Raw genomic sequence first — 14289 nt, forward strand, 5'->3', positions numbered from 1 at the left:
ATAATCATGGATACCCCAAAATATAAACAACTGTTACAACAATATAATACGCAGACCAACGAGCACGATCGTATCAATACGTTGGTGGAAATGGCTATAGAAGTACGGAACGTAGATGTGGAACGTGCCAGTGAAATGGCCGATGAAATCATTTCGCGTTCCCGGAATGAGCATTATCTGCGCGGTGAAGGCAGAGGCCTTAATCTCAAGGCATCATGTCTCTGGCAAGAAGGAGAATACGAACTGGGACTGGAAATGCTCAATCAGGCTTATCCCATTGCCAAACAAGTAAAAGATCGCCGGCTGGAAGCACGCATTCTCAACTATTACGGCAATATCTACCGTGACCTTGGCGATCTCGCGAAGGCACTGAATTATTACGAGACAGCGCTAAGCATCAATGAAGAGCTGGGCGACGAATTTGCGCAATCAGTGAATCTCACCAGCATTTCCAATCTGCACTATGATCTGAACGATTATGACAGCGCGCTGGAATATGCTTTAAAATGCCTGCCGATCTTTGAGCGCGAACACGATACCAGCCGCCTTATTACTATCTATACCACCCTGGGAAATATTTACTTCAAGCAAGAGCAATACGGCGAAGCCCTTCGTTATTTTGAGGACAACCAGGACATTTCAGAACCAGAAACAGCAGCCTATGTAATGGCATTAAGCGGTCTGGGTAAGGTTTATTATAAAACACTGGATTTTGCGAATGCGCACAAGTACCTGTCCCAGGCGCTGGAACAATCGCACGATCTGGGTAATGCCGAGGTACAGATCATTTCCCATTACTATCTCGGCAGATTGTACATGGATGAAGGCAACCATGTATTGTCGCTCGAACACCTCAATGCTTCATTCAAGCTTGCGCATGAATACATGCGCCGCCATGATATCATGAGCCTGCACGAAGCCCTTTCGATGCTGTATGATAAAACCGGCGATATCCCGAAAGCTTTTTATCACCTGAAAAGTTTCGAAGACCTGAAAGAAGAAATCTTCAAACAAAAAACGCTGAACAAACTCCGCAATCTTCAGATACGCCAGCAAATAGAATTGGCACGAAAAGAAAAAGAAGTAGCAGAAAGAACAGCACAGCTCAAACAGCAGTTCATGGCCAATATGAGCCACGAAATCCGCACGCCGATGAATGCCATTGTAGGTATGACGCGACTGTTGCTCAGCAAATATCCTAAACCAGAGCAAGTACGCTATCTCGAAGCCATTCAGCAATCGGCCGATAATCTGCTGGTCATTATCAATGACATTCTGGATCTTTCTAAAATCGAAGCAGGCAAAATCGTTATCGAACAAACGCCTTTCTCCGTTGGTGAAGTAGTACAAAGTATGCGCGATATGCTCATGCTGAAAGCCGAAGAAAAAGATATCGATCTCCGCATTTATGTAGATCGTCAGATTCCTAAACGCTTACTGGGCGATCCTACCCGTATCAATCAGGTGTTGATCAACCTGGCGGGTAATGCCATAAAATTTACGGAGAAAGGTTACGTGTCCGTTACTGCCCGCCTCGAAAAACTCGACGAACAATATTTCCATATCCGGTTTGATGTGGCCGACTCCGGGATCGGTATTGCACCCGATCAGATCGACAAAATATTTGAAAGCTTTACCCAGGCAGGCACTGATACTACCCGTAAATTCGGCGGCACCGGCCTTGGTCTGACCATCACCAAACAGCTGGTAAAACTAATGAACGGCGAAGTGCATGTGGAAAGTAAACTAGGTGAAGGCACTGTATTCAGCGTACTGATTCCGTTTGAATCCGTTTCCGACGAGATGGAAGCCGAAGAGAAAAAAATGGTTGACGACGCAACCATGCAAAAACTCTCTAAAGCCAAAATCTTATTGGTGGAGGACAATGAATTTAACCGCATGGTGGCAGAAGATACATTGAAAGAACTATTGCCGGATATCACGCTGGAAGTAGCCGTTAACGGTCAACAGGCTTTTGACATGGTGAAAGACAGCCATTACGATATCGTACTGATGGATATTCAGATGCCCGTAATGGACGGCCTGGCAGCCACCCGCCTGATCCGCGCAACCCTGCCGGAGCCGGCCAGAGATACGAAAATCATTGCCATGACGGCAAATGTTTTGCAGGAAGATGTGCAACATTATTTCGACATTGGGATGAATGCTTATGTGGCCAAACCGTTTCATAACGATGAACTCCTGCTGCAAATGGCTTCTGTAATGGAACCGGAGAAAAAAGGTAAAACCGGCAAACAAACAACGCAGTCAATAGCGGAAGAAACACCTGCCAAACCAGTCATGGGACCGGTTACGGACCTCTATTTCCTGAAACAGCTGACCAATGGCAACCAGGAGAAAATGACCAAATACGTGAGTATGTTCCTCGATAACGCACCCCGTTTATTGTCGAGCATTGATACCGCTCTGGCAAAAAGAGATTTCCCTTCGCTGAAAATTGCTGCGCATTCGTTGAAGCCACAACTTTCTTATATGGGCGTCAAAGAAGAGATCAGCAATATCTTCCTGATTGAGCAAACGGCGAGTGAAGCCGGTCACTATGACAAGCTGGCGCCGCTCATTGAGATACTGAAACAGGTATGCGAACAAGCGTTTAAAGAACTGGGAAACAAATAATAAATAGCCTGTTTGTGAATAATTAAAGAATACTTAATCACAAACAGGTTTTGGCATTTTAATATATTTATCTATTTTTCTACAAAATCTAATCAATTTCTATGGCAGACCAAAAGCGCGTCATTTTCCTGGTCGATGATGAACCTATTCAGAACGAAATGTTGAAGGACTACCTGTCTGAACGTTTTTTGTATGATATCAAGGTTTACGACAATGGCGAAGAAGCATTGCAAAACCTGAATCTGAACCCGGAAATTGTTGTGCTGGATTACCATCTGAATGCACATCGCGCTGACGCAAAAAACGGCGTGGAAATCCTGAAGGAGATCAAAGACAAAGCACCAGACACTCAGGTGATTATGCTTTCTGGTCAGGATAAAATCGAAGTTGCTGTAGACAGTATCAAATATGGTGCTTACGACTACGTGGTAAAAGGCGAAACTGCTTTTTCACGTACAGAAAACATCCTGAATAATATCAGCGAACTGCACAAAGTAAAAACCATCAATAATGCATATAAAAAGACCATTATCCTGCTTGCCGTAGGTATTGGCCTGATCATTCTGCTGGCGTTTTACCTGATGTTCTTCACAGACGCTTATTCCCATTTATAAACCTTGACCCGCGTCTCCTTTTTTACAGCATCTTATTTACATTTGCTGCTTCTATTTTATTAAGTGCACATCATGCAATTAGCAGACAGACTGAAAAGATTCTCTGAGCCACAAACGATTCGTATGGCCAAACTCAGCCGCGAACTGAAAGCTCAGGGTCTGGATATTATTGATTTAAGCCTCGGCGAACCGGACTTCCGTACGCCTGAACATATTTGCAACGCCGCTACTGAAGCGATGAACGCCGGTTATACCAAGTATCCGCCGGTAGCTGGTATCCCAGAATTACGTGCAGCGATCTGCACCAAATTACAACGCGACAACGGCCTGCAATATGCACCGGAAGAAGTAATGGTATCCACTGGCGCAAAACAATCTCTGGCTAACGCAATTCTCTGTACGATTAATCCGGGTGATGAAGTAATCATCCCTACTCCATTCTGGGTTACTTATGGCGCACTTGTACAATTAGCAGAAGGCACGAACGTGTTTGTGGATTGCACCATCGATACGGATTTTAAAATTACACCCGCGCAACTGGAAGCAGCGATTACAGAGAAAACAAGAATGTTTATTTTCTCTTCGCCTTGCAACCCAACAGGTACCGTTTATAGCAAAGAAGACCTCGCTGCATTGGTAGCAGTTTTCGAACGCTATCCGAATATCCTGGTCATCAGCGACGAGATTTACGAATACATCAATTTCCGCGGCGGGCATGAAAGCATTGCTCAGTTCCCGTCCATGCGCAACCGTACAGTTGTTGTCAACGGATTCTCTAAAGGGTTCGCGATGACTGGCTGGCGTCTGGGTTATATGGCTGGTCCGAAAGAAATTGTACAAGCCTGTGAAAAATTCCAGGGGCAGTTTACATCGGGTGCCAATTCTATTTCGCAGCGGGCGGGCGTGGTAGCGCTCACTGGCGATATGGCACCAACGAAGCTGATGACTGAAGCATTTCTGCAACGTCGTGATTTTATCATTCCGGCACTGGCGAATATTCCAGGTGTGAAGATCAATAATCCGGAAGGCGCGTTTTATGCATTTCCCGATATCAGCTCTTTCTTTGGAAAATCTTTCGGAGAAACGACCATCAACAACGATGAAGAAATGGCAATGTATCTGCTCCACGAAGGTCATGTAACAACCGTAATGGGCAGCGCTTTCGGTGCAAACAGGTGTCTCCGTCTTTCTTTTGCCACCAGCATGGGAAATCTGGAGAACGCTGTAAAACGCATTGCAGAAGCATTGGGCAAATTGAAATAGTTTTTTAGGTTTCCTCTTTTATAGTGAAAGGCTGTCTGGATCAGACGGCCTTTTTAGTTTTTATCGATAATATTGCGGCCTAATAAACATTCCTGATGAACCCTAAAAAATTCATTGTCGGCTTCTTTACTAATTGGACCAGACCAATTCTTTTCTTCGCTTTCAGTTTGGTTTTATTGGTTTGCATTCACTGGCTTTCCGGCAATTTCACCGCTGAGGGAATTGCATTCTTAATTTGCTGTTTCGCAATGCTGCCAATCATTTTTTCCATTATCTATCAATTAGTAAAAAGGCAGTTTAAAAAATCTCTGTTGAGTTTCGGGGCGTTAATCGTTGGAATGGTAATGATTGCTGTGATTTCAATTATGGCATTTTTAAAAGAACAATTTTCACCCGACCATTATGCTGACAAACTGATTATTCCCCATAATATTACTATCAACATACCGTCAGATACCACATTCTCACCATCAGACATATTATCTGACTTCCAGCTTTATAAAGGAGGACAGCGAGGCTTTTACAACTATGCCATTTGGATAAAAAACATCGAAAAGGGATATTGTTATTTGAAAGCATTTGAAATAACGCACAATGATCCGTTGTCTGCTAAAGAGCTAAAAGCTGATAGTAGAATTGATGTTTTTAATCCTTCTGATACCACGATACATCTAGGGATGGGCCTGAATAAATATGGAGGACCAAAAAATTTTATCATTTATGAAGGCGATTGGGGCAAATTTTATGCCGCCAGATTTGAACTATGGTTTGTACCAGCAAACGGTGCACCAGAGCGTAAAATTGCGGAGAAGAATTTTAAAATTGAAGGCTGGATGCGGTAAACAATAAACAGTTGACAATAGACAATGCAACAACATAGCTTACGTTTTTTCATGCCATTTCTTCGAAAGAGAAATCTCGTGGAATAAGTACACTAAACATCAATACAGTTGCGGTCAGAGACCGCTTCCGCACGAACGAAGTCTGGAGACTTCGCTCAACTGAATCCGATTTCGCGAGGTGAAAAGAATTACTATTTTAGGCTTCAATGTTTTTAATCGACAGAAAAACTTCGCAAACCCGCTAACACCTTGATAAATGATAACCATTCAGGAACTCCTCTTCAATCGTGGACTCGACCAATCCGCAAAAATTAAACTCGTGAGGCATAAGGACAGCCGAACAGATATATACAGTTTGTACAGAACGGACCGCGCTGCTTTTTTAGCCTATCAAAATTCTCAAACAAAAGATATATTCAATAGTGTTGATTATATTGTTTCATTCGTTGGTGAAGAAGGCTTGCTGTCGCGTTTTATAGGAGTTTACAAAGTAACAGACAAGCTATTTTCAGCATCGGGCCGTTTTGAATATCAGATGGAAGAGGTTGCCGGATTTGAAGACTTGAAGGAACGGGTCATTATAAGATGGGAAAACGCTATTTCCTGGCATCAGTGGATAAAAAATGAAATGGAAGTAATAGAAATCCATCCCGGACTTCATTACAAACAGTTTACTGACTATTCGGACTTCATTTTGAATTTTGACGAGCTGAAAGAAATTGTGACAAGGCAATATAGCGATTGGAAGAAAATGCTTTCCGCCACAAAAGGCATCTATTTAATCAACGACACAAAAACAGGTAAACTATATGTTGGCTCTGCTTATGGAGAAAATGGAATTTGGGGGCGTTGGTGCGATTATGTTTCCACTAATGGGCATGGCAACAACAAAATGTTGAAGGAACTTATCACTAATGACCCAACTCACGGAAATCATTTTCAATTTTCTGTTCTAATGCTTCTCCCACGAACAATTACAAATGATGAAGCCATAAAAAAAGAAACCCTGTTTAAAAGAAAACTCGGAACAAACTCTTTCGGACTTAACGATAATTAGCAACTTAATATCCGGCGCATTTATTCAACCATCTCGCCTTACGAAGAGAGATCTATACTCATTAAATCCCAATAAAAATGGTAACCAAAGGAAACAGAAGCAACGGACAACCCATCCATGTAGAAAATGGAACTGCTACCAATCTCGTACGACTTCCATTAGACGGAAAAGACTTTAATGAAGAATGGATACAGAAACTAGTCCACAATAATCCAGCGATCTTACCTACTAATGAAATTGAACCTAGCTTCAGTCCACTGATTGCTATTGGTCGGGAAATTGCAACAGCCGCAGGTTATCTCGATAATTTGTTTGTTTCGCCCGACGGATATCTGACTATCGTAGAAACAAAACTTTGGCGAAATCCAGAAGCAAGACGTGAAGTTGTAGGGCAAATAATAGACTATGCAAAGGAGTTACACAAATGGAATTTTACCGACTTAAATAATGCCATCGTCGCGTATAATCGCCTTCACAATAGTAATTCAGACGGACTTTGGGCAACTGTTCAAAAGCAATCAAACCTCAATGAATCTGACGAGCAATTTTTTGTAGACAACATCAGCAAAAACTTAAAACGCGGACGGTTCCTGCTCCTCATTGTAGGAGATGGCATTCGGGAAAGTGTGGAAGATATGGTTGACTATTTAAGTCAATCACCTCAATTACATTTTACGTTAGCATTAATTGAATTGCAAGTCTTCAAGCTAAGCGCGGATAACAATTCACTTATCGTGATTCCACAAATCGTAACACGAACAAAGGAAATCACAAGAGCAATCGTACGAATTGAAGGATCCAATGCTGATGATTTGAAAATTAATATTGAGACAGATCTTGGAAATGAAGCAACGGATAAAAAAACAGCTACGGCCAGACTCTCCATTACTGCCGAAGATTATCTGGCGCGGCTGGAATTGAAGACGACCGGACAAATCGCCGATTTTGCAAAACAGATAATAAAAGATGCTCAGGATGCCGGTTATTACATCGAATGGAACTCCGGCAGCTTTGGCGTTAAACTACCCGATCCGCAGGGAAGCGATGTAAAAATAGCTTTATTCACCGTCGACAAAACAGGAATGGTGTATCTGGGATTTTCGCAGGGACAATTAATTAAACTCGGGCTACCTCTGGAATTAAGTTATGATCTGGCAAAAGACACTGCGGCCATTCTTCCCGGTATCCAACAAAATCTAGTGACAAAAAACAGCTGGAATAAATATTCAAATCTTTCTGACCTCAAACCTGTGTACGCACAATTTATGGATAGAATGAAAAGTTACGTTGATGAGATTACGCTTACCGGACAAAAAAACGGCTCGTAGGAAATTGAATCAAAGAGTGCTATTTCGCGGGACCCTTCCTGCGTGCCAATGACACATTTAAAATTGAGTTCAATTTCAAGGCTCTTAGTTTGGCAGCACAGTAGCAATGAAGCTCAATCAAGCGACCGTCTAAGCCACGGAGTGATCTGGGTTAGACTGCCCTTTTTTGCCTACTTTTTTTGGCATAAAAAAAGTAGGAGAATGATGGTTCGAAGCCAGATTTGAAGGACTTTTGCTAAATCAAGGTGTCATTGTCTTTTGATTGCGGGTACCGAATAATTGGTCAGGGTGACCATATTATTATTGACATTCGCAAATTCACCCACTGTATCAAAGAAAACGGTCAGACGACTCATGCCGTCTGACCGTTTTGCAATTAAATACCTTGACGTTTCACACTCACAACTCGGCGATTCACTATTTCGTCGGATTACTGCCTTCCATTTTATTAAAATCGCCCAACATACGCGCGTACACACTATCGATCTCGTCGGGATGCAGCTGGTACCATTTTATACTGCTCTGAAACTCTTCCTGCGTTACGTTGTAGTGCCGGAAAATCTCTTTATAGAAAAGCGCCAGCGAATCCATATTCTTATCGATAACCGGATGCGTGGAATCCTTTAGCACCATCGTCGAATACGTTTCCGCCAGCTGAATATCTGTAAGAATTGACCTCATCGTCTCTTGTGACAAATGCGGTTCTTCTTTCTTGCAGGAAAAAGCAAGACTGGTAAAAACAACGATCAGTAAAAAAGAACGGAAATATTTGAAGGCCATTTATTTTAAGCTATTGTATTTAGTAGTATTGGGTACGTCCATCGCAGCAAGCATCGTCACATAAGTCCCACGTTCTTCACGTGGCAATTGTGCCACTGCGCTGGCAAGCTCTGTACTCTTTGCGGTAAAGAAAAACTGAATCAGCATCGCCGACGGATTGTCTTTGTTGAGCTGTGACAAGATTGGAATACCTGCCAGGATTTTCTTGCGTGCATCTGCCGGTTTCGAAAACATGTTATCCAAACCCTCGCGGTGCATACTGTACCAATAAGTACGGAACGTAGAAAACCGCGGACTCAGCAACTGATCCACCAGCCAGTAACGATTCTTTTTATCTTCAAATGCTTTCCAGCCCGATATAGCTTTAGATTCCGGTGCATTATTCACAACATTCTGTGCCTTTTTAAAATAAGCATTGCCTCCATTCGGTGAAAAACTATCATAGTCCAGACCGAGAACGACGTACGCATAATAAGCCAGCACTGCAGTAAGGTTAGATTCCATCGGGTCTGTGCCGCTCACACGATTATCATCAAATGTAAGATTGCTGTATTGCGCGTAGTGAAACACAAGGTCACGATCCATATAATTGACCATAGACGTGTTGTAGTTCGTATTATACACCGGTCTTGTAGACTGGATATTAATCGTGGCTGAATAGATATCGTCAGATGTTTTATCCGTCAGGTTAATGAGCACGTTCACATCAATGCGTTCCGTTACCTGATATTCATCAGTTGTCCATTTACGCGTGTTCAGAAACTCCGTGATTGCACGTTCCATCGCGGTGAATACCTGCGGATCGGTGTTCTGTATTTTTTCATGCATCACTTTCACCTTACAGTTGAGTTCCTGTGCTTGCGCAAACAAGCTGCAGGCCAGCAGGCAAAAGACACTAATTATTTTCCGGTACATGTTGTGTTTCCAGTATGTATTTTATGATCGCACCAGCCGCATCTTTTTTACTCTGCAAAGGCAAAGTAACATGCGATCCACTACGATCTAGGATGGTAATTTTGTTTGTATCGTGTCCGAAACCAGCACCTTCGTCCTGCAATGAGTTCAGCACAATCATGTCTGCATTTTTATTTTGCAGCTTCTTCAGCGCATTGCTCATTTCATTATTCGTCTCAAGCGCAAAACCAACCAACAGTTGATTTTCCTTTTTTATCGCTCCGAGACTGGCTAGAATATCCGGATTTTTGGTAAACTTAACCTCTAACGTATCCGATTGCTTTTTTATTTTTTGCGGCGCCACCTCTTCCGGACGGTAATCTGCCACAGCCGCAGCGAGAATTGAAATTTCAGCTCCGTCAAAATGTGCCATACAGGCGTCATACATCTGACGCGCACTTTCTACATGAATGGTTGTGATATTTTTATGAGTAGCACTGTAGTGCGACGGCCCCAAAACCAATGTTACTTCCGCGCCATTCGCTGCCAATTCTTCCGCTATCGCGATGCCCATTTTGCCGGTAGAAAAATTACCGATAAAACGAACAGGATCAATGCGTTCATAAGTCGGCCCAGCCGTAACCAGCGCTTTCTTGCCCGCCAAAAGTTGTTTTTTTCCTAAAAAACTATCGAGATAAGAAACAATCATCTCCGGCTCCGCCATTCTCCCCTCTCCGATCAATCCGCTCGCGAGCTCGCCATGTGCCACAGGAATGATATGGTTGCCAAAAGACTGCACTTTCTGCAGATTTGCTCGGGTGCTTGGGTGAATCCACATATCCTCGTCCATTGCCGGCGCAATAAAAACAGGACATCTGGCTGAAAGATAAACTGCGTTGACCAGCGAATCGCAAAGGCCATTGGCCAATTTGGCTAAGGTATTAGCGCTGCAAGGTGCAATAATCATTGCATCCGCCCAAAGCCCCATTTCTACGTGATTATTCCAGGAAGCACCGTCGGTCACGCTATTGAGTACCGGATGTTTGGAAACGGTCGCCAATGAAAGCGGGCTCACAAACTTTTCGGCCGCAGCAGTCGTAATCACCTTTACTTCGGCGCCTGCTTTTATGAGCAAACGAACCAGCTGCGGTGTTTTATAAGCTGCAATGCTGCCCGTGACGGACAATACGATCTTTTTACCTGATAAATTCATCTGAAATGTGGCTGTAACTTCAATACTTGCTGCAAATTACGCTTTTTTGGGCGGTCTGGTTCCAGACTAAAGGGTAATTATTCCAAACGGAAAGTGATCGGAAAAACTACTCTAGTATCGACTGGATTCCCTTCCACACGTGCTGGTTCCCAGTCAGGCATAATCGAAATCAAGCGAGCGACTTCACGATCACAGCCTTTTGATACACTTTTTATAATATCATAATCTACCATTTTGCCATTTGCGTCAAGGAAGATTCTGACATATACTTTACCTTGAATGCCTTCGTCCCGATCTTCTGGCGGATATTTAATATTGTCAACAATGAATTGGACCAAGCCACCCTTATATTTCAATTCAATAACATTATCATAGGGTTTCCCGGTTGTGTCAATTTCCTTTTCACTTTCATCAAAAAAAGTCGAAGAAATAATTTTCCCTTCTTTATAAACAATTTTGTTAGACACAAATCCCTTCTCCGGATTATACCATTTTTCAGTATCGGTTAGAGACTCTCTCGTGTAAGGCGTCCCAGACTATCATAATATTTCCACAACCCTTTTTTGCGTCCATCCACAAAAGCACCTTCCTTTTTTTTCTTGCCGGTATGCCAATAGTAAATGCAAATACCATCCATTCCCCAATTCTCCTGATTGTTCGTTTGGGCTTCAAATTTTATTACACCATCCATCCAATACTGATTGACGGAATACTTCTTCTGTTTCCCTTCCTGATTTACCTGAAAATATTCAGCACTTCGCGCATCAACAAGCTGACCTTTCGAACTGATAAAAAGGGTATCGGTATTCGCTTTTACAAAACACGGCAGGCTCAACAGCACCACCAGATAAGGAAATAGTTTCTTCACTTATAAAAAATTTACCTGCAAATATATTATTCCAAAAACTCCCATCATAACAACTCATAACTTCTAACTTAGAACTTATAACTCAAGCTATGATCCGCACTGCTACTCTCCAAGATCATTCTGCCATTTCCGAATTGCTCACCCAACTCGGCTATCCTGGCACAGAAGCCTTTCTTCCGGAAAAACTAGAACGCATGCTGCAAGATCCCGACGAATTGATGTTTGTTTATGAAACGGAAGAAAAAGTAGCTGGTTTTATGTCGGTACATTTCATTCCACAGATAGCACGTCGCGGCGATTATGCGACGATCAGCTTTTTCGCAGTTGATAACACCATGCGCAGCAAAGGAATTGGCAAAGCAATGGAAGATTACGCCACGGCAAAAGCTATAGAACGCGGTTGTGAAGGCATTTTCCTGCATTGCAATACACACCGTGCCGATGCACATCGTTTTTATTTTCGTCAGGGGTACACAGAATCTCCCAAATATTTATTGAAGAAATTGTAGTAGTCGCTACCTTCATATCATGGCAAGAACTTTCGGCAAAAGACCTTCAGGAGCGCGGTTACAAAGAATGATGCAATCGCCTAATTATAGAAAAGGGGTGTTTCATAATTTATCACCAACGCCAGTAATGGCCGAAGACGCCAGCTTCTGGAAAACATTGAAGGATTTCCTGAACAAGCCGAAGAATGTTCGCCCCGACAAACCACTGCCGGTAATTCATGCAGACCTGCGCAATTTACCAACTGATGCGCCGGTTATTGTTTGGTTTGGACACTCTAGCTATTATCTGCAGATCAACGGTAAGAAAATACTGGTAGACCCTGTTTTCGGGAAAAATGCATCGCCAGTGCCGTTTATGATCAAACCATTTGCAGGTACTAATGTGTTTTCCATCGCTGATTTTCCAGACCTCGATATGGTGATCCTCACACACGATCACTATGATCATATGGATTACACGACCATGCTGCAAGTGAAACATAAAACAACGCATTTCTATACCATGCTCGGCGTTGGTTCGCATCTGGAATATTGGGGCGTGCCGCCTGAAAATATTACCGAATTCGACTGGTGGGAATCGCAACAAGTCGACAGCAACACAACGCTCACAGCTGCACCTGGTAGGCATTTCAGCGGTCGCGGACTAAAACGCGGCGAAACGCTCTGGGGTTCATTCATTCTCAAGACGGGCGATTACAATTTATATCTGGGTGGCGACTCTGGCTACGATTTTCACTTCAAAAAGATTGGCGAAGAATACGGTCCATTTGATCTTGCGATTCTAGAATGCGGACAATACAATAAAAACTGGCCGCATATCCACATGATGCCGGAAGAAACGGTACAAGCCGCGATTGATCTAAATGCAAAAGTTTTGCTGCCAGTACATTGGGGGAAATTCGACCTCGCACTACATCCGTGGGACGAACCAATCAAACGTCTGGTAAAACACGCTGCAGAACTAAATCAAAAAATCATCACACCGATGATTGGCGAACCGGTGAGAATTGGCAAAGATTTTCCGGATAAGCAATGGTGGAGCCTCCTCTAACTCCTCCGAAGGAGGAGGACACTCAACGCGAGCAAATCCCCAATAATGCAAGATATTTGCAACAAGCGGGAGCACTCCGGTAAAACATAGTTGCGTCGCACATTTCATCGCCAGAAAATCGATTATACAGAACATGCCACGAAATAGGAGCGAAGAACCCGCAGAAAGTTCTCCTCCTTCGGAGGAGCTGGAGGAGGCTACTACTCGCGTTTGTCACCCTGACGAAGGAAGGGTCCCGCGAAATGAGTACGAAGCTCACGTTGTAATCTCCCTCTAGGGGCTAGGGGTGACTAAAGAATATTGAGATGAAAAATCTTTGAAATCCCCGTCACCGCAATTTGTATTCCTACACAAAACGTAAGGAACGAAACCAGTTTCGTAATCACTACACCGCCGGATTCACCGAGGCGTTCCATCAGTTTTTGGCCCTGCAGACAGCAGATATAGATCAGGGCGCATAAAATAATCACGGCCAGGATAATGACACCGTAGCTCAACGCCAGTTCCACCATGTTATCACGTTTTGAAGGCAAGCTGGCCATGAGTGTAAAGATCACGGAAATGGTACCTGGCCCTAAACAGATCGGAAAAGAAAGCGGATAAAATATTTTGTTTTCAATTTTAGCAAATGTGCCACCGTCTGCTACCCTATTGCCCGATTTTTTATGTTCACTCTCTGCTTCGGAATCCTGCAATCCTTCAAATCCAGCTTTGCAGATGAGAATTCCGCCAGCCAGTTGTATGACGGGAATGGCAAGATTAAACAGTTGTAAAACGAGATGTCCGAGAATGAGGCTGATGATGCCAACCAGCATGCAGTTGCGCGTAATCCGCCATACAACCAGCTTTCGTTCACGCTCACTTAATCCTGTCAGATACCGGTTTACAATGAGCGCATCGCTTATCGGATTAACCGGCGGAAACAACGCCAGAAACGCAGAAGTAAAGCCGTAGATTAAATGATGTATCTGCATGAAAATGTGAGTTAGCGCAAATACTAATTTAAGATGTTTCCCGCAAAGATGCTAAGAGGCAAAGGCGCAAAGTTTTTCTCTCACGGCGATCACAACGCCACAACATGCATAATAATCGGACGACTTCGAATCGTCTGGTTGTTATTCATTGCATCAATTAATACACACATTTTGTGCAACCCCGCGGGTCATTGCGATGAGTTGGCAAACAGCAAAGCTGTGGAAACGAAGTGGCAACCTGATTTCGCGCCGGGTAAAA

14 protein-coding genes are annotated in these 14289 nt (G+C 43.3%); 8 read left to right on the forward strand and 6 right to left on the reverse strand.

Annotated features, from left to right (window positions below):
• Positions 1–6 precede the first annotated feature (6 nt).
• The 6 genes from DN068_RS19310 to DN068_RS19335 all read left to right on the forward strand — a co-directional run bounded on the left by DN068_RS19310 (position 7) and on the right by DN068_RS19335 (position 7741).
• Complete coding sequence (locus DN068_RS19310; RefSeq protein ID WP_111000582.1) at positions 7–2637, forward strand: tetratricopeptide repeat-containing hybrid sensor histidine kinase/response regulator; 2631 nt, start codon at positions 7–9, stop codon at positions 2635–2637.
• A gap of 101 nt (positions 2638–2738) precedes the next feature.
• Positions 2739–3251 carry a response regulator gene (locus DN068_RS19315; protein WP_111000583.1) on the forward strand — a complete coding sequence of 171 codons (513 nt, stop codon included), beginning with the start codon at positions 2739–2741 and terminating at the stop codon, positions 3249–3251.
• 72 nt (positions 3252–3323) lie between these two features.
• Complete coding sequence (locus tag DN068_RS19320) at positions 3324–4514, forward strand: pyridoxal phosphate-dependent aminotransferase (RefSeq protein ID WP_111000584.1); 1191 nt, start codon at positions 3324–3326, stop codon at positions 4512–4514.
• 95 nt (positions 4515–4609) lie between these two features.
• Complete coding sequence (locus tag DN068_RS19325; protein ID WP_123985417.1) at positions 4610–5356, forward strand: hypothetical protein; 747 nt, start codon at positions 4610–4612, stop codon at positions 5354–5356.
• Positions 5357–5612: 256 nt separating this feature from the next.
• Entirely contained in the window at positions 5613–6413 is an 801-nt protein-coding gene (locus DN068_RS19330) for a GIY-YIG nuclease family protein (RefSeq protein ID WP_111000586.1), read from the forward strand.
• Positions 6414–6490: 77 nt separating this feature from the next.
• A complete protein-coding gene (locus DN068_RS19335; protein ID WP_111000587.1) occupies positions 6491–7741 on the forward strand; it encodes a PDDEXK family nuclease in 1251 nt (416 codons plus the stop codon).
• 417 nt (positions 7742–8158) lie between these two features.
• Here the strand turns inward: DN068_RS19335 and DN068_RS19340 are convergent, their stop codons facing one another.
• The 5 genes from DN068_RS19340 to DN068_RS19360 form a co-directional block, all read right to left on the reverse strand.
• Complete coding sequence (locus tag DN068_RS19340) at positions 8159–8521, reverse strand: DUF4296 domain-containing protein (RefSeq protein WP_111000588.1); 363 nt, start codon at positions 8519–8521, stop codon at positions 8159–8161.
• A complete protein-coding gene (gene porD / locus DN068_RS19345) occupies positions 8522–9436 on the reverse strand; it encodes a type IX secretion system protein PorD (RefSeq protein WP_111000589.1) in 915 nt (304 codons plus the stop codon). It lies immediately after the preceding gene.
• Entirely contained in the window at positions 9417–10628 is a 1212-nt protein-coding gene (gene coaBC, locus DN068_RS19350; RefSeq protein WP_111000590.1) for a bifunctional phosphopantothenoylcysteine decarboxylase/phosphopantothenate--cysteine ligase CoaBC, read from the reverse strand. The genes porD and coaBC overlap by 20 nt, the downstream gene beginning before the upstream one ends.
• A 77-nt stretch (positions 10629–10705) precedes the next feature.
• Positions 10706–11095 (reverse strand): energy transducer TonB, encoded by a 390-nt coding sequence (locus DN068_RS19355; protein WP_111000591.1) that lies wholly within the window; start codon positions 11093–11095, stop codon positions 10706–10708.
• A gap of 38 nt (positions 11096–11133) precedes the next feature.
• The gene (locus DN068_RS19360; protein WP_111000592.1) at positions 11134–11496 is read right to left on the reverse strand and encodes a toxin-antitoxin system YwqK family antitoxin; all 363 of its coding nucleotides are present in this window, start codon (positions 11494–11496) and stop codon (positions 11134–11136) included.
• Between the two features lie 89 nt (positions 11497–11585).
• On the opposite strand from DN068_RS19360, the gene DN068_RS19365 reads away from it, so the two are divergent.
• Together DN068_RS19365 and DN068_RS19370 are read left to right on the forward strand one after the other, a co-directional pair.
• Positions 11586–12005: a GNAT family N-acetyltransferase gene (locus DN068_RS19365; RefSeq protein ID WP_111000593.1), complete on the forward strand. Its 420-nt coding sequence runs from the start codon at positions 11586–11588 to the stop codon at positions 12003–12005.
• Between the two features lie 19 nt (positions 12006–12024).
• On the forward strand, positions 12025–13056 hold the full coding sequence (locus DN068_RS19370) for an MBL fold metallo-hydrolase (RefSeq protein ID WP_207799044.1): 1032 nt from the start codon (positions 12025–12027) through the stop codon (positions 13054–13056).
• A 290-nt stretch (positions 13057–13346) separates the two neighbouring features.
• On the opposite strand, the gene DN068_RS19375 is transcribed toward DN068_RS19370, so the two are convergent.
• Positions 13347–14030 carry a MarC family protein gene (locus DN068_RS19375; protein ID WP_207799046.1) on the reverse strand — a complete coding sequence of 228 codons (684 nt, stop codon included), beginning with the start codon at positions 14028–14030 and terminating at the stop codon, positions 13347–13349.
• Positions 14031–14289: the final 259 nt, after the last annotated feature.

Source organism: Taibaiella soli (assembly GCF_003236175.1).
Taxonomy (GTDB): domain Bacteria; phylum Bacteroidota; class Bacteroidia; order Chitinophagales; family Chitinophagaceae; genus QKTW01.

Excerpts from the sequence above, each read along its gene's own strand:
- DN068_RS19310 (WP_111000582.1), top strand. The coding sequence starts at position 7 with ATGGATACCCCAAAATATAAACAACTGTTACAACAATATAATACGCAG.
- DN068_RS19325 (WP_123985417.1), top strand. The coding sequence starts at position 4,610 with ATGAACCCTAAAAAATTCATTGTCGGCTTCTTTACTAATTGGACCAGA.
- DN068_RS19320 (WP_111000584.1), top strand. The coding sequence starts at position 3,324 with ATGCAATTAGCAGACAGACTGAAAAGATTCTCTGAGCCACAAACGATT.
- DN068_RS19375 (WP_207799046.1), bottom strand. The coding sequence starts at position 14,030 with ATGCAGATACATCATTTAATCTACGGCTTTACTTCTGCGTTTCTGGCG.
- DN068_RS19330 (WP_111000586.1), top strand. The coding sequence starts at position 5,613 with ATGATAACCATTCAGGAACTCCTCTTCAATCGTGGACTCGACCAATCC.
- porD (WP_111000589.1), bottom strand. The coding sequence starts at position 9,436 with ATGTACCGGAAAATAATTAGTGTCTTTTGCCTGCTGGCCTGCAGCTTG.
- coaBC (WP_111000590.1), bottom strand. The coding sequence starts at position 10,628 with ATGAATTTATCAGGTAAAAAGATCGTATTGTCCGTCACGGGCAGCATT.
- DN068_RS19365 (WP_111000593.1), top strand. The coding sequence starts at position 11,586 with ATGATCCGCACTGCTACTCTCCAAGATCATTCTGCCATTTCCGAATTG.
- DN068_RS19315 (WP_111000583.1), top strand. The coding sequence starts at position 2,739 with ATGGCAGACCAAAAGCGCGTCATTTTCCTGGTCGATGATGAACCTATT.
- DN068_RS19340 (WP_111000588.1), bottom strand. The coding sequence starts at position 8,521 with ATGGCCTTCAAATATTTCCGTTCTTTTTTACTGATCGTTGTTTTTACC.
- DN068_RS19335 (WP_111000587.1), top strand. The coding sequence starts at position 6,491 with ATGGTAACCAAAGGAAACAGAAGCAACGGACAACCCATCCATGTAGAA.
- DN068_RS19370 (WP_207799044.1), top strand. The coding sequence starts at position 12,025 with ATGGCAAGAACTTTCGGCAAAAGACCTTCAGGAGCGCGGTTACAAAGA.